This window comes from Ruegeria sp. BK1 (assembly GCF_056535645.1).
Map to the genome: position 1 here is coordinate 1,690,232 of NZ_JBQFIS010000001.1, position 25,257 is coordinate 1,715,488.

Genomic DNA, 25,257 nt, shown 5'->3' on the forward strand with positions numbered 1-25,257 from the left:
TTCTTTATCTCACTGTTCCTCACAGACAAACTAAAGGAATTCGCTAGTGCCAGCACGGCAGGCGTTATGACGACCACACTCACCTTCCCAAATCTGGTCTGGAAAAACGACATCGGATGAGTATTCGATATGGGCTCGAATCCGTTTTTCTCCACGCTGCATACTAATGACTGACCCAAGCCCAGTTTTGACTCCCAGTTTTCTTAGTTCAATTGGTCGAAAACATCTTGTGGATACCTACTGGAGTGCCAACTCACAGACAAACCCGTTGACTATCTGCTGCTTCCAACAGCGCCGCTGTAACTGCGTCGATCATTTTGGTGTGAGGCGATGCCGTCATACTTACTAAGCCAACAATGCGTTCTGGTCCCTTCTGTTCAAGGGGGATCCTTTTGAGCCGCAGATGGTCGTATGTCGTTAAACGGTTGTCTGGTATGATTGACACGCCAAGTTCAGCGGCCACCATACTTGAGATTGCTTCAAGACTCTCAAGCTCCATCGCGTCTTTGACTTCAATGCCCTTTCTTTGCAGCCAAGTCTCGATTTGCCTTCCTACAACCGCATCACGCGTAAAGCGAATAAACGGTGACGCAACAAGCAATTCTCTCGAAGGTAAATCCGGGGTGTTTTCCGAGACAAGCAGGACCAATTTTTCAGATACAATTTCTGAGAAATCCAATGTGTTTGGCAGAACATCTGGTCGGGAAATGATCGCCGCTTGAATCTGCCCGCGGTCCAACTGTAGCAAAAGCTGATTGGTCAAACCTGGAACAATCCGTACAAGGATGTCCGGATGCGCGGACTTTAGCCTCGCCAACGCAGTTGGCACTAATCCAGTCAGGGTCGTTGGAACGGCCCCCAAAGTTATTTCACCAGAGAGTTCGTTGTTCGACTTCACCCTTTCCGCCAAACCGTCATATGCGGCCACCACCGCAGCAGCCTCTCCGACGAACGTTAGCCCGGTATGAGTAAGTTTGGGCGACTTGGATGATCGGTCAAATAATTCGAGCCCCAACGCGACCTCCAGATTCCGCATCTGGTGACTGACCGCCGACGGGGTTAGATGCTCCGCCTCAGACGCGGCACGGAAGCTACCATGTCGATGAACTGCGATTAGAGTTCGCAGTGCCCGAATGCTCATTCCGATAACCTCGCTAGCGCTAAAACCGTGTTCATTATGTGAAAATTTTTTCACTTATTAGTCAAAGATTTTTCGTTTTTGTTCATTTTTGTTGATGTGTACCATGCACACAGCACGCCTTATGAAACCAAACCCAGAGATGCTTATGGTTGCTCCCAAATCCAACGCCTATACTTCCATCGTCGCCAAACCCTTCGCTCCAAACCTCGGGGCTGAGATCTACGGAGTCGACCTAAGCAGGCCTGTGCCTGACGACCAGTTTGCAGAGATCTGCGACGCTTTTCACACCTACCAGGTGCTGTTCTTCAAAGAGCAGAAGGAAATACCACCTGCGCAGCACATTGAATTTGGGAAACGCTTTGGGCCGCTTCACGCACACCCCGCAGCCCCAACGATGGACGGGTATCCGGAGATTTTCGAAATACATGCAACTAAGAATTCCAAGGTAGCAAACGGTGAGTTCTGGCACTCTGACGTCTCTTGCGATGAGACACCGCCCCTTGGAACTATGCTGCAAATCCATATTGCACCACCCTGTGGCGGGGATACCATGTTCAGTGATATGTATGCGGCCTACGATGATCTTTCAGAACCGATAAAAGATATGATCAACGGGTTATCTGCACTTCATAGTTCCGAGCATATCTACAAAGGCCGCTATAGCGACCGGGGGCAAAAAGACAGCGAAATTGACTGTCCCGAAGCAGTTCATCCGATCGTCAGGACCCATCCGGAAACGGGCCGAAAGTCGCTGTTTGTGAATCGAACATTTACAACAAAGATTTTGGGCTTGTCGGAAAAGGAAAGCGACGCGATCCTCAACATGCTTTTCGAGCATGCGGAACAGATCAACTATCAAATCCGGTTCAGGTGGTCACTTAACGACATGGCCTTTTGGGACAACCGGTGCTGTATGCATCGTGCGATCTGGGACTATTGGCCCGCTGAGAGAAAAGGGCGACGTGTGACCGTGAAAGGCGATAGGCCTGTCTAGACTCGACCGAACCGAATTGCTGGATCAAAGAAACCGAATCTTTAGGAGCGATAAGTGCGAGCTGCAGTCGTAAGAAAGTTTTGTGAAGATCTTTCGATTGAGACGGTCCCGGATCCAACCTGCCCAGACAATGGAGTGGTCCTGGAGGTCGCAGCCTGTGGAGTATGCCGCTCGGATTACCATGGATGGTCTGGCGCGCACCCCAAAGTTCAAAATGGCTCCATCTTAGGGCACGAATATTGTGGAACTGTGGTAGAGGCAGGGCCTCAAGCGAAGCACAGTGTTGGTGACCGCCTCATAGCGCCATTCATCTTGGGTTGCGGCAGCTGCAACGCTTGTCAAACAGGCGTATCAAACACTTGTGCTAACCAAATCGTTCCAGGATTTGGAACGCCAGGTGCCTACGCAGAATATGTCGCTGTGCCGTTTGACCATAACTTGGTTCACTTGCCAGAAACGCTCTCTCCTTCCTTGGCGGCAGGGCTCGGGTGTCGTGTAACCACTGCGTGGCATGCTTTGACAGACCGTGCAGATGTCGCAGCTGGTGAATGGGTGGCTGTCCACGGTACAGGAGGTATTGGCTTGTCCGTTCTTCTATTGGCAAAAATGCTTGGATGCCGAGTTGTCGTAGTGGATGTGGTTGATGAGAAACTTGAGCATGCAAAGCTTAACGGCGCAGACGCTACAGTAAATGCCAGCAAAGAAGACGCCGCAGCAGCGATCCTAGATATCACGGATGGAGGAGCACAGGTTTCCATAGAAGCGCTGGGGATAGAGACAACGACGAACGCATCCTTAGAGTGTCTCGCCATCCTTGGTCGACACGTGCAAATTGGTATGCCTTCGGGCGACGGCCAGATGCAGGTAAACATGCGTGCAATCTATTCCAAACAACTCTCGTTTTTCGGCACTCGTGGTATGCCTTCGTGGAAATACCCACGCCTTCTAGGAATGATCGAGCGTGGCGAAGTAGATATCCAGCCAATGGTCGCCAGAGAGGTCCGATTGGAAGAGGCCAGCAATGAACTTCGCGCAATGAATGGACCAACTTCCCCAGGAACCGCTGTTATCACAAGGTTTCAGCCGTGATCAGCGCAAACGCCTGATAGGTATTTATTCAGTCATTCTCTCTGTCATCGTGCGCCCCTTCGCAAATTCAGATACTCACGCAAACTGGCTGTTCAGGGTAATGCAATGAGCGCCTGCTTTGGGCTCGGTGCAGACGTTCAGCAGAATTCAGTGAGCGTCCGCTGTGCGGACAAACCGGACTTGTGCGATTGCGGCAATTGCTGACGCGGCATTGATTTGCTGTCGCAGCACATTCATCGCTGCGTTGCAGCTGTTGTCGCCAGACCGGTCATTCAAAGCTATGATGATGCGATACTATCAAACTGTAGTTTCGAGGCACATAGGATCAGCAACTTAGACGCCGAACAAAGCCAACGTTTGCGTTGTCGCAGGCAGTGCAGCAGGACAGGCCATGCGGGCCTTCAGCCAGTAAGAAAATTCTCGTTGTGGCTCATGCAGGTGGCGGGGAAGAGGGAGTAATTCGCGGTCGTGGAATTTTTCATTAAGTTGAGATATTGCAGAGATTGGATCTTTGGTTCTTGCTTCGTGTTTGAATTGATCGGGAACGAAGCACCAATAGTGCTTCTATTTGTTGTTATGCTTTTTTGACGAGCGTATTCTTGTTTTTCTGACAGGAAATTAACGTTACTGCCGAACGCGATAGCCGGAAGCAATGATCTTGTTTATCAGAACAGCGGCGGCCTGGTGCATGTCCTTTTCATCGTTATTGCCGACCGCTGTTTCGTGGACAGCAGCTGCGTCATGCAGAACTCCCACAATTTCATGTTCGGGCAGAAGCTCACGATCTTTAATTGCAAGCAAAAGCGCTTCACAAATTGAGAGTGCGGCCATTCCTGAGTGGTCTTGCCGGTCAGCCATGGTAGACGTCCTTTTTTAACAGGCGTCCAAGCAAGGAAGCGCCACAATGAATTGCATCATACTGGCATAGATTGCTGTATACTTAACTGATCGAAAGCAGTCTTGGCGTCGGATAGTTTCGCGGGCTGCTCATCGATGAAGGAAGAACACTTGCGCACTATCAAAAACAGTCCACTCACCCGAAAGCTTTCAAACTTCGTCGCTCTGACTGAGGTTGAACTTGCGGCATTGGCACGCCTGCACAAGCGTCGCAGAACCTTTGAAGCCGGACGTGACCTTGTGCATCAAGGGCAATCAGAGCAGGCTGCCTACATTCTGGCCTCGGGCTGGGTTTGTTCCTACAAAACCCAGACTGACGGGTCGCGTCAGATCGTCGATTTCCAAATACCGGGTGACTTTCTGGGCTTGCGAAGCGTTCTGCTGCACACCTCGGATCACAGCATAGAACCAATCATGGAAATCCAAGCCATTGAAGTAGTAGTGGATGATCTCCTGGAAGCATTTGCGCAGACGCCCCGGCTGGCGACAGCAATTCTTTGGGCGGTCTCCCGAGATGAAGCGATGGTGGTTGAGCACCTGGTCAACATAGGACGGCGCGATGCGGGTGAGCGCATGGCGCATTTTCTTTTGGAACTTGGTGTGAGGCTGACTCAGGTCGGGATGGCAAACAAGACGGGATACACTTGCCCCCTGACACAATACCACCTTGCCGATGCGCTGGGACTGAGTGCCGTGCATGTTAATCGTGTCCTACGGCAACTGCGGGAGAAGGGGTTGGTTACTTTTCAATCCGGGCAAGTGGTATTTGATGATTATGAAGGACTGGTGACGTTGGCCGGTTTTGACCCCACTTATCTGGATCAGGCCGGGCAACTGTTGAAGCAATAAGTTCACCCCTACAGCGATGCCGGGATTTTGATGATCGTTGCCTGTTAGAGACGGAATTCGCTTCGGCAGATTTGGGATTTCACTGAAAAAGAAGCGCAAGATAAATACAGTCCGATTGCGGTACTGGATTTCCTGCGCTTCTCAATTACTCGTTAAGAACACGCCAGCAAATATCCCGCCAACATACATCACGTTGCCGGAATCCAAACATCGTTGCACTGACGCAGGTTAGTCAATTTTTTACAGTACCTGATCCTCGGGCACCAAATGCATTTGAAATTCCAATAAAATCTCAGGTCATTGGTCGAAGACTAACATCGATCAGCGCGCGTCTGCCATTTGCACATTATTCTAAATTACAACGCCAGTACTACCGCAGCGCTTACGAGCGTGTACCGCGGCAGACTGCGCGGGGAAGATCCAACAAACTATATGGAGGACCAAGGTGAGCACGAGATCGTCCAGTTCTTTGGTGACGTTTTCAAATCCGTTCTCTTTGTCCGGCTACCCGGATGAACTTCCTGCAGGCGAGTATGAAGTAGTTGTTGAAGAAGAACTACTACAGGGCCTGAGTTTCGAAGCATATCGCAGAACCGGAACCTACCTGACAGTTCAGGGCAAAGGCAGCAAGCCAGGCCGCACGGAAATGCGCCCAATTGACCCAGAAGATTTTGAACTGGCGCTTAAGCACGACCAGACCTTGGCCACATCTAACAATGACAGCGATGCGGCGCTTTCCCCGCAGGAGGAATAGATTATGAACACGCCCGAATGGCTTAAACCCGGAATCTACGGTGCTCTGATCGGCGGGGTTTTCGTAGGCGTCGTTGGATTTTCATGGGGTGGATGGATGACCGGCGGTAGCGCGGACAAGATGGCCAACGCCATGTCCCGCGATAATGTAATCGCTGCGTTGGTTCCGATCTGCGTCGACATGGCGAGAACTGACACTCAACGCGCCGAAAAAATAACGACGATCAAAGAGGCTTCTTCTTTCAAGCAGAAGGATGCCGTCATGGCGGCTGGCTGGGCAACGGTGCCGGGATCCCAAACTCCTAACAAAGACCTGGCGCAGGCCTGTATCGAGGGGCTGAACCTGGATGGATCGTAACTCAATCACTCAACATTCGGACAACGCCGTTTGCATCAGGGCAAATCGAAAAAATCAGTACCGGTTTTGCGCTCACTTAATGGCTGCGTTGTTTGTTGTCGTCTTCAGCGGTTTGGCGGGCTCCTTTATCTCATCAAGTCCCGCATCGGCCGAAACAAATTCGATCCCGGATAACGCGCATCCCAAAAAGTATGGCGACGGTTGGGAATGCGATTTGTCCTATCGGTTGAAAGGCGAAGAATGCGTGGCCATTGTCGTGCCGGGAAATGCCTACCCCACAAACAGAACCTATGGCTCAGGGTGGGCATGTATGCATGGCTTTGTTGAAGTTGGCGGCACCTCATGCACTGAAGTGATTGTGCCTGAGGGTGGATATCTCGATCCATCAGGTGAGAGGTGGCGGTGCCTGCGTGGATACACAAGAGTAGACGATAGCTGCCAGAAAATCGTGGTGCCGGATAATGCTTACCTAACGAATAGCACTTATGGATCTGCATGGCGTTGCAACCGTGGCTACGAAAAAGACGGAGAAGCATGCGTGGCAGTAGCGGTGCCGGAAAACGCTTTTCTGAACGCATCAACCAGCGGGCGTCCCTGGACGTGCGAGCGTGGGTATTTTGAGCGCGACGGACGGTGCGATGCCGTGTTTGTGCCTGAAAATGCTTTCTACGATGACGCGATCCATGGAGTTGGATGGAAATGCGAACGTGGCTACGAGGCGTCCGGTGATCGCTGCAATGCAATCGAGCTACCGGCAAATGCCCATATCGACCGATCCGGCAATGGGTGGCAATGCCACAAAAACTATCATCGATCAGAAGGGCTGTGTGTTCTGAACCAGTGAGAATTCAGACAGAAAGCCCACTTTCCCAAACTTCACAATTTTTGCCCGTCCTTACCAAGGACGCGCGTTTCACACTCTAAAAAGGAACAAATATGAAACCCGTACCCATTGTGTCGGATGCCAAGCAGTTCATTGCCAGCGATGCGCAAAAGCTGGCGCCTGAACAAGCAGTTTTTCCAGAGCTTCACCGCAAGACACTCGTGACAGATACACCGACTGCAATTGTGTATTGCGAAGGAAACTTCGCAAAGATCGATGGCAAGACGGCTAATGGTCTGGTTCGACATTCACAGGCCTATCGCGTTCTTTCGGTGATCGACAGCACGTATGGCGGTTGTGACAGTGGCAAAGTGCTTGATAATTTCGCAAATCAGGTTCCCATCTTCGATGATCTTGATGCCGCCGTCGCTAATGAAGCTACGATCCCCGACACTTTTATTTACGGAATGGCGCCGGCCAGCGGCAGAATGTCCCTTGAGGATCGCGAAGTTGTTGTGGATGCGATAACGCTCGGAATGAACATCGTGAGTGGACTGCATGAATTTCTTAGTGATGATAAAGAGCTCGCCGGATTTGCCAAAATTCACGATGTCACGATACGCGACATTCGCAAGCCGCGGCCCAATCCCGACCTGCGCCTGTTAGATGGCAGTATTGGAGACGTCCAGGCGATCCGCATCGCGGTGTTCGGCACCGATTGTGCAATTGGAAAGCGTACAACCGCGACAATCCTGACATGTTCCCTTAACGCGCATGGGATCAAAACAGTTTTGGTCGGTACCGGCCAGACAGGATTGATGCAGGGCGCCAAGTATGGTGTCGCGATGGATTCGGTGCCGCCGCAATTTTGCTGTGGCGAGCTTGAGCGCGCTGTTGTTGCAGCATCTGAAGATGAACACCCGGATGTCATAGTGATCGAGGGCCAGGGGGCGCTAAGCCATCCGGCCTTTTGCACATCAGCATTCATTCTGCGAGGCAGTCAGCCACATGCAGTTATTCTTCAACACGCGCCTAAACGAAAACGTCGATGTGATTTCCCCAACATGACTATGCCCGACCCTTGCGATGAAATCACCCTGATCGAGGCTTTTGCGAACACAGAGGTAATTGGCATGACGATCAACCATGAAGGAATGAATGATGTTGAGATTTCAAAGGCCATCACAGATTATAACTGCAAATTGTACCTCCCGGTCACTGACGCTCTGAACCGTCCTTCATCAAACTTGGTGAACATGGTTCTTTCTGCCTTTCCGCGTTTGCAGCACGTACCTGTAACGACGATTGAATGAGCAAGCTGCGTATCGACATTGATCTGAGCAAAATTCTTTACAACACACGGTTCCTTGTCGATCGCCTTAGACCCCGTGGAATTACGGTTACAGGCGTGACAAAAGCCGTGTGCGGTCACCCTGAGATTGCGAATGCTATGCTTGAAGGCGGCGCGACAGGGCTGGCGGACGCGCGGATCAGCAATATCATGCGTATGCGCGATGCTGGAATCTCGTGCTCCATATCCTTGATCCGAACACCCATGCTGAGCCAGGTCGCGCAAGTTGTTGATTACTGCGATGTAAGCTTCAACACAGAGATGGACATTATCGCAAGCCTGGCCATGAGTGCGCTGGGAAAGAACATTACTCACAACATTATCCTGATGGTGGAAATGGGGGATATGCGGGAAGGAATCCCGCCTGAACACCTTGAAAGCACTGTGTTTCAAATTCTTAGAATGGAAGGTATTTCTCTGAAGGGGATTGGCGCAAATTTTGCCTGTCTGGGTCATGTGGCACCCTCTGCAGAAGCAATGGCATTGCTTTCGTCGCTTGCCGTCGATACCGAACTTGCAAGTGGACCCGCTCTGGAAACAGTGTCAGGCGGCGGTTCTGCCAGTTTACCATGGGCGCTTGGCAAGGGGGCGACCGGAAAGATCAACAACCTGCGTCTGGGTGAGGCTATCCTGTTGGGTACCGATCCTGTATCCGGGCACGCGATCGGCGGGCTTTATACAGATGCTTTCACTCTTTGGGCGGAAGTGATCGAAACGAAAGCCAAATCAAACCCAAATCCCGTGCGAATGAACTACCCTATACCTTCAATGCAGTGTGTGACTTTAGACGGTCCTTCGAATACTCGGTCGATCCTTGCGATCGGACTCCAGGACACCGATGCGGCGGGTCTTGTATTCCCTGCGGGCGTCACGTTCGTCGGAGCCACCAGCGATCATATCATTGTTGAAACCACTGATTGTCTGCTTCGCCCTGGTGGCGAGGTGAAGCTGAAATTGAACTATAGCGCGCTCTCGCGCGGCATGGCTGCACCCGATGTAGCAAAAGTCTTCCATGGTGATGGCGCATTGGTTGACTGCACCGCAGCGAACACTGATCGCCCATATTCGAAGCGAAAGTAGCGCGCCAGGGTTGCCGCCGCCTCGGTTCTGCTTCATCCACCCGTCTTATTCTACGGCTTTACGTAGTAAATTGGGCCACCAATACCTATATTGGTGGTACCCGCATTCACTTTTCACACCCTATCTGGGCTCGTGAGTGTTGCGGACAATCAAAGGATCAAAATGATGCCTTTCAAAGACCTTACGACCAGAGCGGCTGCCGCACTGAAGGAAAACGATGCGGACGCGTCAAAAAAAGAAGTGACTTCGAAAGGGCAGGACGCCGTCCCCGAAAAATCAAAGCCTAAACCTCAAAACTGATAATACCCTGCCGGGAGCGGGTGGCTTGTTCTTGTTTACATCTCCGAGCGAGCGGTATCAGCAAAGGAGAACTACCCAAATGAACCAACTAATCAGCAAGACAATCGCAGTCTTTTCCAGGCCGTTTACTTTCCCTGGCTTTGACGAATTACTCCCGGCGGGCGAATACGACATAGAAACTGAGCTTTCCGCACCACCAGATTATTTGGATCCAGAAGCCTGGAAAGCATCAGTGCTAATCTTTCTGCTTCCACGGAAATCTCACCCCGGTCTGGCGCGAACGTTGACCGTTTCTCTTACTGATTTGGAGAGAGCCCGCGCAAGGGATAAATTGTCTGCGAAGGAGTTGTCGCAATTCCTGCTCGACCAACTCTTGGCCGATCCGATGGTGCAACTGATCATGGAAGCTGACGGTGTGTCTGAGACTCAACTTCGGCACCTCTACTCGGAGTCGCTCATTTCTGAGGCAGACGACGGATCATCAGATCAACGAGCCATACCACGAGGATGCGCAAGCGGTTCTCGGTATGCTTTCGCTGTCCAAGCTGCTGAGAACGAAGGAATGCCAGTTCGTCCTATTAAAACCCCTCGGATTACAGGCCGTCCCATCGGACAGTCTGAACCAGGCAGCTCCTTCAATCTCAAGGCTTAGGGCTCGGAACTTTCTTTTCCAGTCGCTGTATAAACCAAAACAGAAATCGAGGCTAAGAACTGATGGAAGACTTCGACAACGACGCAGATACGATCATGGCTCGCGCCCACAATGACGTGCCGCAAGAACGCCCGTGTCTTCGTTGCAGAACGCCATTCTGGAGCGAAGGGTTCGGAGAGCGGATTTGTCGACGCTGCAAGGGGTTGAGCGCGTGGCGAAATGGCGTATCAGTAAGCCCTGGGTTAGCTCGGCGTCGCTGATAACCTGACGCCGGTCTTTCCAGCTTTTCTGATCATGTCTCATTTTATCTTATTAGTGCTGACCCGGGCCTTTTAACGTGGAACCCGATCGGTAATCGGTGCTGAAGACGAAGCGTACGCGCGGTTTGGACTCGAACCGTTCTTATGTGTAGTGATATGGGCTCAAGCCGCCTAATGCACACACTAAACCATGCCAGTATTCATAATCGGACAGCAGGCATTCACGCCGCTTGTACTATTCGGTGGTCAGCGCGGTGCTGTTGCTTGGGTGCGGAGGGTGGATCGGAGTGCAAAAAATGCCAAGAGTCCAACTACCTGCAGTCACCCCAAAACCCAGAGCTTGGAACAAGGGGCGGATCATCGGTCAGAAACGACCGCTACTCCCAAAACAGGTCTGGGCGATCCGTGCCCGGCTCGAACTTTCTGGAAATCTGCGTGATCTCACAATGTTCAACGTCGCGATTGATAGCAAGCTACGCGGCTGCGATCTGGTCAAACTCGCTGTGACCGATCTTGTCAAAGACGATCGCGTCCGTGAGCGTGTTTCGGTGATCCAGAGCAAAACCAAGCGATCTGTTCAATTCGAACTGACGGAAAACACGCGAGAAACTGTATTGGTATGGGTAAAATCACCGGAAATGTTTGCTAGCCGGTTCATGTTTCCCAGCCGATTCCATGATCGACCACACATCTCGACGCGCCAGTATGGCAGGCTGGTTCGAGACTGGGTGACCGGAATCGGATTGGAACCGAGCGGATATGGCACGCATTCGCTTCGCCGAACCAAAGTAGCTGAGATCTACCGCAAGACAGGAAATCTCCGCGCGGTCCAACTTCTGCTTGGGCTCACAAAGGTCGATAGCACCGTGCGATACCTGGGCGTTGAATTGGAAGACGCGCTAAGCATTGCAGAGCGCATAGACATCTGAGACAGTTTGGCGAGCGGCGCTGTCGGTCGCCAATCCATAGTGGTTCTAGTTCTTTTAAGCAGGAGTGGGACGTAGCGTGCCCTGAGCGGAAGTGTCAAAATCTTGTTGCGTACGCTCGCAGCACAGTTTTCTCGGCTCAGGCGCAATTTACAGGGTGCGGGACCGAGCGGCCATTTGATCACGCCGCGAGCACTTGTGCAGAAGCGGCGCGAAAATCGCTGCGTTGCAGCCAATGTCATCAAGCCAGTCATTCCTAGTTACGGGGAAGCCTTGATCACATACTCCTCTTTCGCCGCACTCAGGCCAGACAATTTCTTTCGGTAGTTCACCAAGGATCTTGGTCACCGGCAGTTTCAAAAACTACCTGCCCTGGCGGTACTTGCATTGCGACAAGGGAAACTTCCTTGACTCTATTCTGGCTAAGGACCACAAAAGTGCATTGGTGAAAGTTACTCGTCGCCGCGATGCTGCCGGCTTCGATGATCCAATGGCCTTCAGAATAACTGTAGCATATGCCCCAGCATAGGAACGGGTTTCGCTGGGGTCTTCGCTATGAGCTCGTTCCTCACATGCATTCGCAACTGTCACCTGACATGCGCCAGCCATCGCGTGACCCATGAAAGAAAGCGCCGTATGAACAACACATGGCTCATAAATTGCGTGCTTGATGCCCGATAGATCAGGTCTCAGGCTCCGTTTCAATCAGTCATTCATCCTGTTTGCGCGCTGCATTCTTTGTTTGATCCCGACACTCTTGGTGTTGTTCTCAGGGACGCAGCTTCCTGCCCAAGTCGCAGGCAATGCCGATGGATCGGTTTGTGACCAAGGTTTCGAAAACAAGAACGGATCGTGCCAAAGAATAGACTTACCGGAAAACGCATATTTGACGGGTAGCTCCTTTGGCAGCGGCTGGGAATGCAATCATGGTTTTCAGATTGTCGGAGAACTCTGCGAGGAGATAAGAGTTCCTGAAAACGCCTATCTTGCATCAACCGGAGACCGATGGGAGTGCAACCGGCTGTTCCAGCGCGTCGAGGACGAATGTGAAGAGGTGATTTCACCTCAAAATGGGTACGTCGAAACCCGGTTTGGCGTGCAGGAATTACACTGCAACTGGGGATTTCGTAAGGAGAACCAGGATTGTGTTGCAATAGAAGTTCCAAAAAACGGTCGTCTGAGCGACAAAAGAAGCTCGGATGGGTGGGTATGCCTCAGAGGCTACAGGGCAGCTGAGAGCGGCTGTGAGCCTGTGGCCGTTCCACTGCATGCATACCTTGCACCTGAAACCTATTCCGGATGGAAATGCGAACGTGGTTTTCGCGCAAACCGGGACAGGTGCGTTGCGATCCTTGTCCCTTCAAATGCTCACTTAAATCGAAGAGGTGATGGTTGGGAATGCAAACGGCCATTCACACGACAGAACGATACGTGCACCGAAAATGTGCCGCGACAATAGGTTGGTGGAAATCAATATCGACCGACATATCCGGAAGGACCAAGCCGTGAACCATAACTCGATTAACGAAAACTTGGGTAAAAGCCTCAAGGCTGAAAAGGCGCGTCGCCGGTCCTACGGGATTAAAATATCTGTGGCGTCGGCGGTGCTTGTTGCGGCCATAATTGTGGCGGTGTTTCTCTGATGCGTAAAAATGCCCCTCAAGTAACTCTTCCCAGTTCAAAGATGTCAGCTCATGGTCTGGAACAAAGAGCGTTTCAGGACCGCAGTGTTCGTAAGTCGCGGAACGCTGACGTATCAGGAGTGATTGAGGAAGAATTTGGAAAGTACTTGATTAAGGCTGGCGTTCTGAGCGGCAATAGTGTTGCACGGGCATTTCCCAAGCCGCCGGCTAAAACGCAGGCAATGATTGCCGACGCAGTTGGAGAAACACCAGCATTGGCCATTGAGGCCTTAAAAGAAATTCTCGAAGAACGAGACAGAAAGCGTAGCGGTCAACGCCGTTTGGAGGGAAACTCCGGCACCTTCGTTCCTAGTGAAAGAGAATATGCAGAGGCATTACGCCAGATCAGGCTCACCGCCGCGCAGGTCACATTGCTCAAAGCACTTACAATCGCAGGCAAGGACGGTCTGACCATTGGTCACTTGTCTCAGGCGGCCGGTTACAAATCGCGCGAGGCCTCAATCAAGGTCTTTAAGAAAATCGGTCTATTGATTGCGGAGTATCTAGAGCTCGAACTTCCCGAAGGCGGATCGGTACAGAATGATGGCGCCGCTCAGGTCCTGGCATTTTCTCACATCGAAAGTGACGACGAGCCAGCAACTTGGATTATGCATCAGGAACTGCGCGACGCTGTTCGTTCGGTTCTATGACGTACGTTACAGCCCCAGCTCCTGTAGCGAACTTCGAACCGGAACAAATGCACGAAAGGTTGCTCACGTAGCTTATGTTGGAGAAAAGACCATATCCGCTCGACCTGATCTATGTACCTGTGAAACGGGCGAAAACGCTTGATCAACAAAAAGTTCTGACGCTGGCCGAAGATATCCTGAAGAATGGCCAGAAGACCCCGATCCAGATACGCGCTGACAACAAAAGGTTCGTGCTGATTGAAGGTCTTCACCGACTAGAGGCTATCCGCGCCCTCGGCGGTGATACTATTGAAGCCTATTTGGTCCGCGCCAGACTACACTAAGCTCTTTTTGGGATTGGCGTTTGACAAAGCCTCTGAAAAGGTCATCAGGCGCTGACTTTTTTCATCCCAAAGATGCAATCGCGCACAATGAAGGCTCTGATATAGAGTAATACGCTGGCAGTTTTCCAACTCAGAATGGTCACGCAAAACTTCGTTTAGCCGATAGAACGGTATGCGGCTGGCGAGGTGGTGAACATGGTGCACACCAATGTTGCCAGAGAACCACCGCAAGATGCCAGGCAAGGCATAGTGAGAACTACCATAGAACGCGGCGTTCTGAAGGTTCCAGCCCTCTTCCCGGTCCCAGGTCGTGTGTTCGAACTGGTGTTGAATGTAGAAAAGCCAAATACCAATCGATGATGCGACAATCACGGTTGGCAGGAAAACACACGCCACCACCTCAAAGCCTCCGGCCCATAAAATCAGAGCCAAGAACCCTGCAATTGCGGCGTTTGTTCCCATCGCACTTGCCCAATACAGCCAGCCCGACCGCATGAAGCCAACAGGTAAGCGGTATTGAATAAAGAACGTATAGATCGGCGCAACACCGAACAGGAAGACGGGGTTCCGGGTCAGACGATACGCGGCACGCCCGAACCAATTCCGTTTCAGGTATTCCTCAATGGTCAATGTAGGGATGTCACCCATACCACGCCGATCAAGGTTACCGGTTGAGGCATGGTGAATCGCATGGCTTTGCCGCCAAACGTCATAGGGTGTCAGGGCAAGAACACCCAGAACCCGGCCGGTCCAATTGCAAACAGTGCGACTTCTAAAGAAAGATCCATGACCGCAATCATGCATAATGATGAAGATACGGACCAGAAATGCGGCATTCAGGACGGCCAGTAAAAATGCGATCCAGACACTAAAATATAAAGCCATCCACGCTAGAGCCCATAGCGCGAATAAGGGGACAACGGTGATCGCAATTTCATAAATACTGCGCTTTGCATCGGCAACACGGTATTGCGCGAGCACCCGCGTCCAGTCTTTAGGTTGCAACTGACTTTTTCTCCAAGGGCTTTTAGCAGCCCATTGTGCAAACGGGCACCCCATAAGGGTGCCCGTAAAAGGTCAGGCCAGTGCCAGATTGGCGGCGCTGTCGCGTCCGTCACGGCCAGCTTCGACGTCAAAAGTGACCTTCTGGCCGTCTTTCAATTCGCTGATGCCGGAACGTTCAAGTGCTGAGATATGCACGAACACATCGCGCTTACCATCTTCAGGCTCGATAAAGCCAAAACCTTTGGTCGAGTTGAACCATTTTACTGTGCCATTTGCCATGGTCGAAGTCTCCTAATACTTGCCGCCCGCATTATTGCGGCGACTCGGCGTGGTCGGTCTGAATCGAAAGACTGAACGCCGAGTTTGGGAGACAGCAGGTCGAAAAAGAAAAACGTAAGCCTTGTGTATATGGACTTTGAGTACACACGATACAAGCCTTGATACAATGGAAAGCAACAGAAGATCTGAGTCTGCCTAGCCCAATTTGGGACAAAGATAAGCAGAACGCATTGCTCTGCGTTTCGGAAATCAGAGGTCGGCTTCTGATAAAACCTGCCGAATGCGTATGCAGCAAACTGATTGCTCAGGCACGGCAGGTAGGGCTCACTGTCCGAAATCGCCGCGTGCTTCAAGAACACCGTGGCCAGGCACAAATGTTCGTTGATTGATTGAAACATTACTAAATCAACGAGTTGACCTCTCTAACGAACGGTAGATTCTGCGCGGCCCGAATCTTGGGTCATGCTGCGTTGGCATAGGGCGACTGCGAGCCTCAAAGTGCCATTAGTAGGTCCGTATCTGCGTAAGCATCGGGCAAGAAACGTTACCGATGTTACAGTTGGCCGTAAGTTCATTCAGGGCGGCCTCCAATCGCTTAAGTTCGATTATCTTCATACGCACATTGGAGATATGAAGCTCGGCCAGTTCCTTAACGGATTGGCAATCCTCGCTATCACCTTCGGACAGGTTGAGAAGCACCTTTGCATCGGCAAGCGCAAAACCCAAGTCTCGGCACTTCCTTAGAAAACAAAGCCGTCCCACATCGTGCGCAGAGTACATGCGTCGATTATTCGATGCCCTTTCTGGTTTCGGCACGATCCCTTCGCGTTCGTAGTAGCGGATAGTTTCAATTCCGACACCGCTTTGCCGGGATGCCTCCCCAATCGCAAACATGTGAGATTTCCTGTCTTGATCCTGTAGTGGCTACAGAAGTTATACGAGAGGTTGTTGTCTCTACAACTCCGCGCGACGTAGTCCATCAGGGAAACAGAATGCAGAAGTATCTTAGCCTCAGCTATTTGGGATCGCTATCAGCGCTTGGCGTCGCGACTTGCTGCGTTTTGCCCATGATGATGATGTTACTGGGGCTGGGCGGCAGTTGGTTGGCAATCTTTGGGAAGGTTGCGGCAGCGAGTTACTATGTGCTGACGATTTCAACGGCACTCGTCGCGATATCGTGGCTGGTATCTTATCGGCGCGGTTCCTTACCGACGTTAAAATGGCGGCTTGCAGGAACAACTCTAATCACCGGCGTGGCTTGGGTCGTTGTGTTTAACGAGGCACGGATTAACGATTACCTGATCATGCAGATGTGAGACTATGACAAAACAAACTGTAGTCCTAGAAAGCACCCTGATTTGCCCGAAGTGCGGCCACAGCGAAACCGAGCAAATGCCAACGGATGCTTGCCAGTGGTTCTATGAATGCAAGTCGTGCAAAACAGTTTTGAAGCCGTTGGAAGGCTACTGTTGTGTTTACTGTTCATATGCGACGGTCCCGTGTCCACCAATTCAGCTAGGCGATAGCTGTTGCGGATGAAGTGAAGGACGGCTTTGTTGAGCAAACTGTGAACTGCCGCCGCGAGCATCGCTGCTATTTGCATGAATGACAGTTCTTTCCGCTGCTTGGCCGCACAAGATATTCGGCAGTTGCAATGTTGTTACTGCTACAAGCGCATGCAGCAATAAAATCCAGGGTACAGGTTGGACTCGAAGCGGTCGTTCGCTGCGTCGGGCATGAAAGTCTGCTTTGCGGACACTACGTCATTTCGCTGCTTGCGCCCCAATGGTCGCCTGTCTAGGACTAGCTCAAGACAACGCATTGTGTTGACCCGGATTCAGAGAAGTAATCTCGGCAAGCTTGAGCGAATTCTTGAACGATTCGTCTTGGACGCGCACTGTCGTAGCCGAGGGCCAGCGTTAGTGGCGGCAAAGTATCTGAAATCGGGCGCGCGACGACAGGCGCACCAACATACGTCTCGGACGTTAAAGGCAGCATATTTAGGATTGCGCATCCCCTCCCCGCTGCCACAAGACTGCGTACCATTTCGGTCGAGTTCGCGTAGGCCGCGATTGGCACTTGCCTTGTGCGGGATTGAAACAGACCTTTGTAATAGGAAGCGGCCAAGGGGCGGTTCAGCACAACCAAAGGTTCCTTTGAAATCTGAGCCATCGTGACTGCATCTTGGTCTGCCAATGGATGGGACTGTGGCAGCAAGCAGTACGGCGGTGCTGTGATGAGGGGGGTAAATTCGATGGAGGGCCTTGCACCCTCTGCGACAAACAAAATGGCATCGTATGTCCCATAGAGCAGCCCGTCCTGTACTTCATCATTGTTACATTCTTGCAATTCGAGCGTGACACCTGTGCGGTGAGACAAGAACGTATCAAAAATCCGCGGTAGAAACGCTGGGGCGATGGGAGCATAGTAGCCTACCCTCAGCGTTCCACTATGCGATTGCTTCAACTCCGCGCCCTCAATCAGAAGTGACCGGTAGTCTTCCAACAAATGCTCGCATTTCCGCGCCACGTCGCGTCCCGCTGCGTTCGGCTGAATACCACGCGCGCGTTGGCGGATCACAAGTGTCAGATCAAATTCTGCCTCGACCTGATCAATCGCGCTGGATACTGCAGAGGCAGCAATGTTCAGTTCCGCCGCCGCTTTGGCAATGTTGCCATGACGCAGCGCGGTTGTGAAATATTCCATGGCCTTAAGGGTTAGCGGCATCTTTATCTCTGAATTTATGATGATGTTTGTCTTTTAATACTATTTTTCCGGTGAAATAAATCGTGCCAACGTAAATGCGCTGCTTTTCTAGGAGACCATTGATGTCTGGCGCACCACTCAAAGGCTGGAACCACACGCCAAATGTCCCGCTGCAAGTGTCGCCATTCTTTAGCTGGCCCCCGCGCCCAATGGCGATGGTCGCATGGTTCTGGAACTCTTGGTTCTTCCTCACCGAACGATTAATCGTCGTCGCGATTGCCTGCATTTCGTTCTATTGGTTCCACCCCCCCTTAGCCGAAACGCAAACGCTGGCGTTCGGTTGGATTGCCGAGATGTTCATCCGTAACGTCGCATTGATGACACTCGTCGCCGGAGGGCTTCACCTCTATTTCTATACCTTCACCAAACAGGGCCAGGAGTTGAAATACGACCCGCGTCCCCTGATGAAAAACGGGCGACAGTTCACGCTGGGCGGGCAAATCCGCGACAACATGTTCTGGACCATCGCCAGTGGCGTCACAGTTTGGACGTTCTATGAGGTGCTGATGTTCTGGGCGATGGCCAACGGTTATGCACCGATGCTGACATGGGCAGCGAACCCCATCTGGTTCATCGCTCTATTTCTGCTGATCCCCGTTTGGGAAAGTTTCTATTTCTATTGGATTCACCGCTTCCTGCACATCCCGTTCTTCTACAAACACGTGCATGCACTGCACCATCGCAACATCAACGTAGGGCCTTGGTCGGGCATGGCGATGCATCCGGTAGAACATTTGATCTTTCTTGGGTCGGTGCTGATCCATCTTATTGTTACGGCACACCCGCTGCACATTCTGTTCCACCTGCAATATTACGCGCTGACGGCTGCGACGACGCATACGGGCTTTGAAGGCATGATGATCAAGGACAAGAACCGCTTGAAGTTGGGAACATTCCATCACCAGATGCACCATCGTTATTTTGAGTGTAACTATGGCTCGCTCGAATTGCCTTGGGACAAGTGGTTCGGTTCATTCCATGATGGCACCGTAGAATCTGACGCGAAAATCCGCGAGCGGCGCAAGAAATTTACCAACGGGGCCAAATGAATTGGGTGGCATGACAGTCAAGGACTTGCTGGAGGCCAAAGGCAAACGCACAATCAACTACGTGCAGGTCGCCCGCGAAAAAGAAGCGATTGCGGCGCGCGAAGCGGGTATAGACATGATCGGCTCAGCCTTTGTACCAGAGCAGGGCCATTCTGCTAAAGCTGTGCCCGACACGCATTTCCAGTTTGGCCTACCATGGGGCATACCCGCAGACGTAACAGAGGCGTTGCGCGATGCCATGGCCGCAATGATGGCAGGCGCTCAATCTGTCTATTGCGGCTACAACCCATGGGTCGTGGAGGCGCTTGCCCATCACGGTGTTCCTGCCATTTGCAACGTGGGTCTTGCCCGCCCAAGGCAGCTTGGACGGGCGGGTTCAAGGCGGTGGGCAAGACGCTGGAACAAGCCAAGATGATCCGGACGCAAGTTCAGGAGTTCGAGAACGCCGGTGCGTTCGCCGTAGAGATGGAGGTCGTGGCCGCAGGTCTTGCAATCGAGATCACCAAACGCACATCTATGCCGACGGTCTCGCTGCGGTCAGGCGGTGGATGCGACGCGCAATATCTGTTCTCGGCTAATTTGTTGGGCGAAAACCGCGGCTATATCCCGCGCCATGCCAAAACCTACCGTAGCTTCGCCGGAGAGCGGGACAGGCTACAAGATGAACGTGTCGCCGCCTACCGTGAAAAATTCGCGGACGTCACGAACGGAGGGTTTCCTAATGCAAACCAAATCGTGAACATCGACGAAGATACACTCGCGAAAGTCTGGGAGACGTAAACTCGAATCTTTAAAAGTGGCCAATCATTTGCCGCGCGACATTTTTTTGGTTTGGGCTCGGAGCAGTCGTTCGCTAAGCAGCGCATCAATGACCGCCGTGCGGACAAAGCAGAAGTATGAACTCAGCCGCGAAAAAACCTCCGCACACATCTGGCAAACAGGCTCAATGCCGCGATTAGAACCTGACCCTAAACGCCAGCCCAACCAACGGCGCAGTGTCATAGCTTTGCCGACTGATTTCTACTCCATTCGCATCATCTAACGTTAGGCGGCCATCAAATTCTGCTCCCGCAAATACGCTCAATGAAACTCCAGGATTCGGATTGTACCCAAGAGAAAGAACCACAGGAATACTCTTATCTTCACCCACCCCATCCGGGGCGGGGCCATCCCCATCCAGCCTGAAACGGATCCTCTCTGAGCGTGCGGTCAACGAAAGGTCGATAGCCTCATTTAGAGCGTAGCTCAGCGACAAACCGGGACCTTGCGTTGCTCCGACACCAGAGCCGGTGTTCAATTTCCAGCGGTCATTTATGTCCCAGTCGATAAGCAGAGCCGGAAAAAAATCAGTACCGCTTTCGTCAAATTCAGAAAACACACCAAAGGCTGGGCCTATCGTTAGGCGCTCGTTCAGTTGCCATGCAATACCTGCAAAAACACCGTAGGTTCTACCGTCAGATGAGGAGGCCCCGCTTTGGTAGTCCCACCTGATCTGTGGCGATACAAAAACCGTTGTTGTATCCCCCACACGAAACCGAACAGGAACAGCTACGCGAAGGTCACGTATGTTTTCCCATGGCTGGTTGTTCGATTGGCTGAATTTATAGTCCAGCTTGCCAAAACTGGTGGAAAGCCCAACGGAGCTTCCGCCTTCTAGATTGTAAAGTGCGGTAGCACGTAGAAACGCTCGACTTGCAGAGAACTTGCCGCCGTCACTCAAATCCGCATCCCCTTGAAACGCGGCAAGCCCATCAACCTGATACGCCCAGCCTAACCGAGGCTGGGCAGCCGACGGAAGCGAGGTGAACCCAAGAAAAACAAATCCAAAGCAGCACGTTAGAAGAAGATTTTTCATTTGACATTTTCCACGTGAGACTGGTTACGTATTGAATTGTCATTCCTGGTCGAACAGATCAAGTCCTTTAGAGTCTGCTAAGTGGACGAAGCCGCCGTTAACACCGTCATCAGCAGGTGTTGCCTAACAAGCGATATCCAAGCCACCTCGCAAACCTTCAGCGCGTTGTTCAGCAGTGTAATTTCGCGTTCGTCTAGTTCGGTTCTACTGGCGGTCTGAATGAAGGGGCGCAGGACTTCTTTGCCATTTCACTCTCGCAAAATTAAAAATGAATAATGAAGTACTTGCTCCAAACCCCAACTGCCAGGGCAATCCTCATAGCACTCTTTGTAATTATTGTTGTGAGGGTGTGCAGCTATGACAGCTATCAAGGGGCTGGATATCAAAGGCCTGATCAAGAGTATTGGGATGGCGAGGGCAGGCCTTAGCCCGAGTTCCCTTCTGTACTGCAGCGTCCAATGCAAACAGTCGCGCAGGTTGACCAAGTGATCCATCCGGCAGTCTGTGGTCGCATTGTGTAAGCAGAACTCCAGGGAGTCTGAGCTAGTCTTTCGAAGAAGCTAAAACGAGATGAGTTCTAGTCTGCATTGGAGATGATGCTGCGCTTCCGCAAAACTCGGTGTACCAAGTATCTGCGGGACGAACCTGCACCTCCCTGCCGAGCTGCTCAACCATTGCCAAGGGCCCATGAGCATATACTCAGGGCCCAAAAAGCAATCAATATTACAAGCCGTTACGGAGTAAGGTCCATTGCGGCTACGACCTTTTCGTAAGGAAGCCCAGCGGTATCGTTCAATCGACGAACTTGATCGGCGCTTTCACCATCAAACAAGCACATGCAGCGCCCGTCTTCGGGAGCAAATGTTGAACGAACGTAGCTGATCTTGTCTCCATCTGCCGTCATTTTTTGCGCAGTTGCTATCGCGGCTTTTTGAGCAGCGCCCAAGTCATCTATGCTGATACCCTTAAGGTTTCTTTCGACCATAAAAACAGACATTTCGCTCCCTTTTCGAATAGTCAAAACTAGTGCGTCTATTGCATCACGGAGCGGTGGCTCGGGGAACTATCAATACCTTATGACTTAATAACTCCAGGTTTGGATAAAACGGTGTATCCTGCGTCATGATTGTTATTAGCTTTCAGTGACGAGGTGCCCCAACATGGAGATGTCTCAGATTAGATATGTCTTATCTGCCGCAAAGCATCTGAATTTCACCAAAGCTGCTGCAGAATGCAATGTGAGCCAACCAGCGCTTACCAAGGGCGTCAAGTCACTAGAAACCGAACTGGGCGCACAGGTTTTCCATCGGGAAGGTAGGAAAATACTGGTTAGCGACTTTGGGAAGTCTATGCTGCCGCATCTACAGCACATCGTCGACGAAGCAGCAGCTACACAAGCGCTGGCTCAGAATTTTCGTTTGCTGGAAAAAGTACCGCTGCGCTTGGGTGTCCTATCAACAATTGGGCACGTTCGCCTTGCTCGCTTTTTAGCTCAATTCGAGAAAAACCACAGCGGATTAGAGTTGTCTGTCAACGAAGCAAGCGTGTCGGACCTAAAGAAAAAACTTGCCGATGGCGATATCGATGTTGCTTTAATGACCCTGACTGAAGAGCTTGAAGAGGAGTTCAGGACTAGACCACTCTACGACGAAAGATATGTGGTTGTTTTCCCGCCGGAACACCGCCTTGGACAACTCAACTCAGTTTCGCTCCAAGACTTATCACAAGAAAACTACGTTGACCGCTTGGCCTGTGAGTTGCGCGAGATGGTAATGTCGGTTTGTCAGTCAAAAGGCGTTGAGCTGTACGCTCGCTTCAGGTCTGAGCGAGAAGATTGGGTACAAGCAATGGTTGCTGCGGGCATTGGTTTTGCCTTTATGCCTGAGTACTCGGTTACTCTACCGGGCTTGATGCAGCGCCCGCTTGTTGAGCCAGAAGTTTCAAGAACTATCGCGGCCTTTACAGTTCCCGGCCGAAAACATTCGCCTGCACTTGATGCACTTATGAGGTCATCGCAGACTTTTGCATGGCCGGGATAAGTAACGTCAGCTTTGGGCTCGGTGCACACACTATGTCACTTCCGTTCAATCTCTGCTCTGCGGTCTGGCACAACTACAAATCAAGAGATATCGAGGCCGTTCTCCCGTCCGAAATCAGTGTAGAAGGTTTCGCTGCGGCATCGTTCCAAAGTGGCCTCATCGGCTTGTCTTGGATCGTTGCCAGGGCTTTGGACACCTGTTCCTTCTATAAATCGGTTCACCAGATTGAACACGCCGCAAACTTGGATGGCATCAAACAATGCACTCTCCGACCAGCCTGCGTCATACACCGCTTTTGCGTCTGATTCAGTCATTTGCGATGGCGAGACAGTGAGCTTTTCGACATATGCCAATAAAGGTTTAAGCTGATCCTCGACTGGTGCCGTATCGCGGTCCTCCATCAGCGACTCAATTGTCTCGACCTCAATACCGTATGCCTTGGCAAAAACGATGTGCGCCCCATGGCAATACGCGCAAGCATTCAAGCCCGAGACATAGGCTGCGATTAATTCACGTTCGGCGACCGACAGATCGCTCTTTCCCCTCATAACCAGGCTTTCGTACGCACAAAGTGGAGAAAGCTTATCGGGAAAAGCTTGATAGACACTACCAAGTGTTGCGTTGTCCGGCAAAGACGGGAACAGGCGTTTCATTGAATTCTCTCCCAATATTTTTGGGTAAACCTGGTCTCAATGTGACGATGCCAAGTTGCTTACGCAAACTCAAAGCGATTTTTGGATCCCACGTGATAGTTTTCTGCACACACTGCAAACGGCGGGTTCGCTTGGCTGCAACGCAGCATTTTCGACACTTGTTGAAAGGCAGCTTTGGGCTCGAAGCAGCCATTCACTACAGCTTGTATGAGTGTCCGCTCTGCGGACGAAGTCGCCATTGTCCGCCTGGGGACAAAGGTCCGCTTTGGGGAGACGCGCCCAGAGAAACCCAGTCAGAAGCGAAAGCAGTACAGCCAAAGTTGTCAGGGCCGATTTAACAATTGTGGCTGTACTGGCGGCATACACCAGTGCACTTGATACCTCTGGCCAACTCCAAATCATGGCCGCGATTCCAATGTTTTCGAAATAGTCGAACAAGGCGCAGCCAACCGAGAGAATTATGCCAGAGCGAACAAGCTTGCTGTCGGGCATACGTCGCCCGAACCAGCTAAACGTGGTTATCAAAGTCAGCGCGAGCATAGCCGGGTAAAATGTATCCAGAGAGAGCTGGTAACTGAGATAATACTCGCGCCCTTCCGCTCTTAAGGCTTCAAGAAGCGACGCGGCGTCTTTGGGAGAGTAGCCGAGCGGACGCATGTCGAATGGGACCTGCCCCGAGACAGCTTCGATGTGGGCAAGCGTGACGCTGATCATCAGCACGTAGATGACTAAAGCAATCAACCCGCAGCCAACGGCGGCAAAACCGATGTACCTTGAAAGAATTGTGTGAATCATTTTGGGAACTCCTTGATCTGTGCCAAGTTGCCCTTGGGTGAAGCCACACGCATTATCATTTGATAAGGCAAACCAAGATGGATCTACGGAAATTTCTCGCACAGTCTCCTGACCTGCCTGATATGAGTTTTGCAGACGGTTTTGCGTCTCAGTGGAGAAGTAAGCGTTTGAACAAGGGCGCGCGCCTTGCCCACCAAGAACAACCTGAATCAGATGAGTTCATTCTTTTGGATGGGTGCCTAGCCAGCAGCATTTGTGACCAAGAAGGCAAGGAAGTATGCGTTGGGCTCCATGTAGGTCCTTGCGTTGTCACGCCGAATATCGCGCGAACGCGGGATGGAGTGTCCCTTGTGTCCATCGAGGCAACCAAAGACGCCTCGCTTTATTGGATCAATACTGATCGGCTTACGAACCTGATGATTGAGTCTGAACCAATCCGAAACTGGGCAAATGGTATTCTACGAGACGCATTGAGTGAAAAGGCGGAACGCGAATGGTGTCTCGCCGCTCTTGACGGGGCGGAGCGGCTGAACTGGTTCCGCCAAGCCTTCCCCAGCTATGAAGACATTTTCACTCATTCGTTGATAGCATCCTTTTTGGGGATCACGCCCGTTACGATGAGCCGTCTACGCGCTAGGTAGAGAGCAAAAAGAAGGGCGGAACTCACGATTTGGAAATTCCAACCGAC

Annotated in this window: 29 protein-coding genes and 1 pseudogene; 20 read left to right on the forward strand and 10 right to left on the reverse strand. The window is 51.7% G+C overall.

Features of this window, described 5'->3' with window-relative positions; genetic code table 11:
• Positions 1-253: 253 nt before the first annotated feature.
• On the reverse strand, positions 254-1,141 hold the full coding sequence (locus ACR3E7_RS08415) for a LysR family transcriptional regulator (protein WP_480502893.1): 888 nt from the start codon (positions 1,139-1,141) through the stop codon (positions 254-256).
• 145 nt (positions 1,142-1,286) lie between these two features.
• Here ACR3E7_RS08415 and ACR3E7_RS08420 point away from each other — a divergent pair, with 145 nt between their 5' ends.
• From ACR3E7_RS08420 to ACR3E7_RS08430, 3 genes and pseudogenes are all read left to right on the forward strand, one after another.
• The gene (locus ACR3E7_RS08420) at positions 1,287-2,135 is read left to right on the forward strand and encodes a TauD/TfdA dioxygenase family protein (protein ID WP_170770091.1); all 849 of its coding nucleotides are present in this window, start codon (positions 1,287-1,289) and stop codon (positions 2,133-2,135) included.
• Between the two features lie 135 nt (positions 2,136-2,270).
• A pseudogene (locus tag ACR3E7_RS08425) lies at positions 2,271-2,579 on the forward strand (alcohol dehydrogenase catalytic domain-containing protein); the annotation flags it as partial.
• A 138-nt stretch (positions 2,580-2,717) separates the two neighbouring features.
• Positions 2,718-3,224, forward strand: coding sequence for a zinc-binding dehydrogenase (locus tag ACR3E7_RS08430; RefSeq protein ID WP_480502894.1), 507 nt, complete (start codon positions 2,718-2,720; stop codon positions 3,222-3,224).
• Positions 3,225-3,848: 624 nt separating this feature from the next.
• Here ACR3E7_RS08430 and ACR3E7_RS08435 read toward each other — a convergent pair.
• The gene (locus tag ACR3E7_RS08435; protein ID WP_010442296.1) at positions 3,849-4,082 is read right to left on the reverse strand and encodes a hypothetical protein; all 234 of its coding nucleotides are present in this window, start codon (positions 4,080-4,082) and stop codon (positions 3,849-3,851) included.
• 135 nt (positions 4,083-4,217) lie between these two features.
• On the opposite strand from ACR3E7_RS08435, the gene ACR3E7_RS08440 reads away from it, so the two are divergent.
• The 10 genes from ACR3E7_RS08440 to ACR3E7_RS08485 all read left to right on the forward strand — a co-directional run bounded on the left by ACR3E7_RS08440 (position 4,218) and on the right by ACR3E7_RS08485 (position 14,128).
• A complete protein-coding gene (locus ACR3E7_RS08440; protein ID WP_480502705.1) occupies positions 4,218-4,970 on the forward strand; it encodes a Crp/Fnr family transcriptional regulator in 753 nt (250 codons plus the stop codon).
• Positions 4,971-5,415: 445 nt separating this feature from the next.
• Positions 5,416-5,724 carry a hypothetical protein gene (locus tag ACR3E7_RS08445; RefSeq protein ID WP_170336653.1) on the forward strand — a complete coding sequence of 103 codons (309 nt, stop codon included), beginning with the start codon at positions 5,416-5,418 and terminating at the stop codon, positions 5,722-5,724.
• Positions 5,725-5,727: 3 nt separating this feature from the next.
• Entirely contained in the window at positions 5,728-6,081 is a 354-nt protein-coding gene (locus ACR3E7_RS08450) for a hypothetical protein (protein ID WP_170694906.1), read from the forward strand.
• Positions 6,071-6,925 carry a hypothetical protein gene (locus ACR3E7_RS08455; RefSeq protein WP_480502706.1) on the forward strand — a complete coding sequence of 285 codons (855 nt, stop codon included), beginning with the start codon at positions 6,071-6,073 and terminating at the stop codon, positions 6,923-6,925. Before ACR3E7_RS08450 ends, ACR3E7_RS08455 begins: the two co-directional genes overlap by 11 nt.
• Before the next feature lie 92 nt (positions 6,926-7,017).
• Complete coding sequence (locus tag ACR3E7_RS08460) at positions 7,018-8,217, forward strand: N-acetyltransferase DgcN family protein (protein ID WP_480502707.1); 1,200 nt, start codon at positions 7,018-7,020, stop codon at positions 8,215-8,217.
• A complete protein-coding gene (locus ACR3E7_RS08465; protein WP_480502708.1) occupies positions 8,214-9,335 on the forward strand; it encodes an alanine/ornithine racemase family PLP-dependent enzyme in 1,122 nt (373 codons plus the stop codon). The genes ACR3E7_RS08460 and ACR3E7_RS08465 overlap by 4 nt, the downstream gene beginning before the upstream one ends.
• A 379-nt stretch (positions 9,336-9,714) precedes the next feature.
• Positions 9,715-10,287: a hypothetical protein gene (locus tag ACR3E7_RS08470; RefSeq protein WP_170521931.1), complete on the forward strand. Its 573-nt coding sequence runs from the start codon at positions 9,715-9,717 to the stop codon at positions 10,285-10,287.
• A gap of 556 nt (positions 10,288-10,843) precedes the next feature.
• Positions 10,844-11,476, forward strand: a complete 633-nt coding sequence (locus ACR3E7_RS08475; RefSeq protein ID WP_480502709.1) for a tyrosine-type recombinase/integrase — start codon at positions 10,844-10,846, stop codon at positions 11,474-11,476.
• A gap of 1,639 nt (positions 11,477-13,115) precedes the next feature.
• Positions 13,116-13,805 (forward strand): hypothetical protein, encoded by a 690-nt coding sequence (locus ACR3E7_RS08480; protein ID WP_170717691.1) that lies wholly within the window; start codon positions 13,116-13,118, stop codon positions 13,803-13,805.
• A gap of 74 nt (positions 13,806-13,879) precedes the next feature.
• Positions 13,880-14,128, forward strand: coding sequence for a ParB N-terminal domain-containing protein (locus ACR3E7_RS08485; protein WP_170353732.1), 249 nt, complete (start codon positions 13,880-13,882; stop codon positions 14,126-14,128).
• Here the strand turns inward: ACR3E7_RS08485 and ACR3E7_RS08490 are convergent.
• The 3 genes from ACR3E7_RS08490 to ACR3E7_RS08500 all read right to left on the reverse strand — a co-directional run bounded on the left by ACR3E7_RS08490 (position 14,120) and on the right by ACR3E7_RS08500 (position 16,306).
• Positions 14,120-15,133: a fatty acid desaturase gene (locus ACR3E7_RS08490; RefSeq protein ID WP_480502710.1), complete on the reverse strand. Its 1,014-nt coding sequence runs from the start codon at positions 15,131-15,133 to the stop codon at positions 14,120-14,122. The two genes, ACR3E7_RS08485 and ACR3E7_RS08490, sit on opposite strands and share 9 nt — an antisense overlap.
• A gap of 72 nt (positions 15,134-15,205) precedes the next feature.
• Positions 15,206-15,412 carry a cold-shock protein gene (locus ACR3E7_RS08495; protein WP_170430361.1) on the reverse strand — a complete coding sequence of 69 codons (207 nt, stop codon included), beginning with the start codon at positions 15,410-15,412 and terminating at the stop codon, positions 15,206-15,208.
• A gap of 504 nt (positions 15,413-15,916) precedes the next feature.
• Positions 15,917-16,306, reverse strand: a complete 390-nt coding sequence (locus tag ACR3E7_RS08500) for a MerR family transcriptional regulator (protein WP_170499190.1) — start codon at positions 16,304-16,306, stop codon at positions 15,917-15,919.
• Between the two features lie 98 nt (positions 16,307-16,404).
• Between ACR3E7_RS08500 and ACR3E7_RS08505 the strand changes: the two genes are divergently transcribed.
• Together ACR3E7_RS08505 and ACR3E7_RS08510 are read left to right on the forward strand one after the other, a co-directional pair.
• Positions 16,405-16,728: a hypothetical protein gene (locus ACR3E7_RS08505; protein ID WP_170499188.1), complete on the forward strand. Its 324-nt coding sequence runs from the start codon at positions 16,405-16,407 to the stop codon at positions 16,726-16,728.
• Between the two features lie 4 nt (positions 16,729-16,732).
• Positions 16,733-16,951: a GDCCVxC domain-containing (seleno)protein gene (locus ACR3E7_RS08510; RefSeq protein ID WP_480502711.1), complete on the forward strand. Its 219-nt coding sequence runs from the start codon at positions 16,733-16,735 to the stop codon at positions 16,949-16,951.
• Positions 16,952-17,215: 264 nt separating this feature from the next.
• Here ACR3E7_RS08510 and ACR3E7_RS08515 read toward each other — a convergent pair whose 3' ends face one another.
• A complete protein-coding gene (locus ACR3E7_RS08515) occupies positions 17,216-18,139 on the reverse strand; it encodes a LysR family transcriptional regulator (protein ID WP_480502712.1) in 924 nt (307 codons plus the stop codon).
• A gap of 101 nt (positions 18,140-18,240) precedes the next feature.
• Between ACR3E7_RS08515 and ACR3E7_RS08520 the strand changes: the two genes are divergently transcribed.
• The 3 genes from ACR3E7_RS08520 to ACR3E7_RS08530 are packed head-to-tail and all read left to right on the forward strand — an operon-like array spanning position 18,241 to position 20,007.
• Entirely contained in the window at positions 18,241-19,227 is a 987-nt protein-coding gene (locus tag ACR3E7_RS08520; RefSeq protein ID WP_480502713.1) for a sterol desaturase family protein, read from the forward strand.
• Positions 19,228-19,237: 10 nt separating this feature from the next.
• The gene (locus ACR3E7_RS08525) at positions 19,238-19,642 is read left to right on the forward strand and encodes a hypothetical protein (RefSeq protein WP_480502714.1); all 405 of its coding nucleotides are present in this window, start codon (positions 19,238-19,240) and stop codon (positions 19,640-19,642) included.
• Positions 19,612-20,007: a 3-methyl-2-oxobutanoate hydroxymethyltransferase gene (locus tag ACR3E7_RS08530; RefSeq protein ID WP_331252127.1), complete on the forward strand. Its 396-nt coding sequence runs from the start codon at positions 19,612-19,614 to the stop codon at positions 20,005-20,007. Before ACR3E7_RS08525 ends, ACR3E7_RS08530 begins: the two co-directional genes overlap by 31 nt.
• A 175-nt stretch (positions 20,008-20,182) precedes the next feature.
• On the opposite strand, the gene ACR3E7_RS08535 is transcribed toward ACR3E7_RS08530, so the two are convergent.
• Both ACR3E7_RS08535 and ACR3E7_RS08540 read right to left on the reverse strand, forming a co-directional pair.
• The gene (locus ACR3E7_RS08535; RefSeq protein WP_480502715.1) at positions 20,183-21,082 is read right to left on the reverse strand and encodes a hypothetical protein; all 900 of its coding nucleotides are present in this window, start codon (positions 21,080-21,082) and stop codon (positions 20,183-20,185) included.
• 733 nt (positions 21,083-21,815) lie between these two features.
• On the reverse strand, positions 21,816-22,079 hold the full coding sequence (locus ACR3E7_RS08540; RefSeq protein WP_170773675.1) for a DUF4242 domain-containing protein: 264 nt from the start codon (positions 22,077-22,079) through the stop codon (positions 21,816-21,818).
• A 163-nt stretch (positions 22,080-22,242) separates the two neighbouring features.
• On the opposite strand from ACR3E7_RS08540, the gene ACR3E7_RS08545 reads away from it, so the two are divergent.
• Complete coding sequence (locus ACR3E7_RS08545) at positions 22,243-23,121, forward strand: LysR family transcriptional regulator (protein ID WP_170773677.1); 879 nt, start codon at positions 22,243-22,245, stop codon at positions 23,119-23,121.
• An 80-nt stretch (positions 23,122-23,201) separates the two neighbouring features.
• Here the strand turns inward: ACR3E7_RS08545 and ACR3E7_RS08550 are convergent, their stop codons facing one another.
• Together ACR3E7_RS08550 and ACR3E7_RS08555 are read right to left on the reverse strand one after the other, a co-directional pair.
• Complete coding sequence (locus tag ACR3E7_RS08550) at positions 23,202-23,774, reverse strand: carboxymuconolactone decarboxylase family protein (RefSeq protein ID WP_170773679.1); 573 nt, start codon at positions 23,772-23,774, stop codon at positions 23,202-23,204.
• A 69-nt stretch (positions 23,775-23,843) separates the two neighbouring features.
• Positions 23,844-24,569 (reverse strand): hypothetical protein, encoded by a 726-nt coding sequence (locus tag ACR3E7_RS08555; protein ID WP_480502716.1) that lies wholly within the window; start codon positions 24,567-24,569, stop codon positions 23,844-23,846.
• 77 nt (positions 24,570-24,646) lie between these two features.
• Between ACR3E7_RS08555 and ACR3E7_RS08560 the strand changes: the two genes are divergently transcribed.
• Positions 24,647-25,210, forward strand: a complete 564-nt coding sequence (locus ACR3E7_RS08560; RefSeq protein ID WP_480502717.1) for a Crp/Fnr family transcriptional regulator — start codon at positions 24,647-24,649, stop codon at positions 25,208-25,210.
• The last annotated feature ends 47 nt before the right edge of the window (positions 25,211-25,257 follow it).

Coding starts and splice junctions, on each gene's coding strand:
- ACR3E7_RS08540 (WP_170773675.1), bottom strand. CDS start 22,079: ATGTCTGTTTTTATGGTCGAAAGAAACCTTAAGGGTATCAGCATAGAT.
- ACR3E7_RS08525 (WP_480502714.1), top strand. CDS start 19,238: ATGACAGTCAAGGACTTGCTGGAGGCCAAAGGCAAACGCACAATCAAC.
- ACR3E7_RS08435 (WP_010442296.1), bottom strand. CDS start 4,082: ATGGCTGACCGGCAAGACCACTCAGGAATGGCCGCACTCTCAATTTGT.
- ACR3E7_RS08555 (WP_480502716.1), bottom strand. CDS start 24,569: ATGATTCACACAATTCTTTCAAGGTACATCGGTTTTGCCGCCGTTGGC.
- ACR3E7_RS08515 (WP_480502712.1), bottom strand. CDS start 18,139: ATGCCGCTAACCCTTAAGGCCATGGAATATTTCACAACCGCGCTGCGT.
- ACR3E7_RS08475 (WP_480502709.1), top strand. CDS start 10,844: ATGCCAAGAGTCCAACTACCTGCAGTCACCCCAAAACCCAGAGCTTGG.
- ACR3E7_RS08500 (WP_170499190.1), bottom strand. CDS start 16,306: ATGTTTGCGATTGGGGAGGCATCCCGGCAAAGCGGTGTCGGAATTGAA.
- ACR3E7_RS08455 (WP_480502706.1), top strand. CDS start 6,071: ATGGATCGTAACTCAATCACTCAACATTCGGACAACGCCGTTTGCATC.
- ACR3E7_RS08415 (WP_480502893.1), bottom strand. CDS start 1,141: ATGAGCATTCGGGCACTGCGAACTCTAATCGCAGTTCATCGACATGGT.
- ACR3E7_RS08545 (WP_170773677.1), top strand. CDS start 22,243: ATGGAGATGTCTCAGATTAGATATGTCTTATCTGCCGCAAAGCATCTG.
- ACR3E7_RS08550 (WP_170773679.1), bottom strand. CDS start 23,774: ATGAAACGCCTGTTCCCGTCTTTGCCGGACAACGCAACACTTGGTAGT.
- ACR3E7_RS08520 (WP_480502713.1), top strand. CDS start 18,241: ATGTCTGGCGCACCACTCAAAGGCTGGAACCACACGCCAAATGTCCCG.
- ACR3E7_RS08560 (WP_480502717.1), top strand. CDS start 24,647: ATGGATCTACGGAAATTTCTCGCACAGTCTCCTGACCTGCCTGATATG.
- ACR3E7_RS08440 (WP_480502705.1), top strand. CDS start 4,218: ATGAAGGAAGAACACTTGCGCACTATCAAAAACAGTCCACTCACCCGA.
- ACR3E7_RS08420 (WP_170770091.1), top strand. CDS start 1,287: ATGGTTGCTCCCAAATCCAACGCCTATACTTCCATCGTCGCCAAACCC.
- ACR3E7_RS08505 (WP_170499188.1), top strand. CDS start 16,405: ATGCAGAAGTATCTTAGCCTCAGCTATTTGGGATCGCTATCAGCGCTT.
- ACR3E7_RS08480 (WP_170717691.1), top strand. CDS start 13,116: ATGCGTAAAAATGCCCCTCAAGTAACTCTTCCCAGTTCAAAGATGTCA.
- ACR3E7_RS08460 (WP_480502707.1), top strand. CDS start 7,018: ATGAAACCCGTACCCATTGTGTCGGATGCCAAGCAGTTCATTGCCAGC.
- ACR3E7_RS08470 (WP_170521931.1), top strand. CDS start 9,715: ATGAACCAACTAATCAGCAAGACAATCGCAGTCTTTTCCAGGCCGTTT.
- ACR3E7_RS08465 (WP_480502708.1), top strand. CDS start 8,214: ATGAGCAAGCTGCGTATCGACATTGATCTGAGCAAAATTCTTTACAAC.
- ACR3E7_RS08485 (WP_170353732.1), top strand. CDS start 13,880: ATGTTGGAGAAAAGACCATATCCGCTCGACCTGATCTATGTACCTGTG.
- ACR3E7_RS08535 (WP_480502715.1), bottom strand. CDS start 21,082: ATGAAAAATCTTCTTCTAACGTGCTGCTTTGGATTTGTTTTTCTTGGG.
- ACR3E7_RS08450 (WP_170694906.1), top strand. CDS start 5,728: ATGAACACGCCCGAATGGCTTAAACCCGGAATCTACGGTGCTCTGATC.
- ACR3E7_RS08510 (WP_480502711.1), top strand. CDS start 16,733: ATGACAAAACAAACTGTAGTCCTAGAAAGCACCCTGATTTGCCCGAAG.
- ACR3E7_RS08495 (WP_170430361.1), bottom strand. CDS start 15,412: ATGGCAAATGGCACAGTAAAATGGTTCAACTCGACCAAAGGTTTTGGC.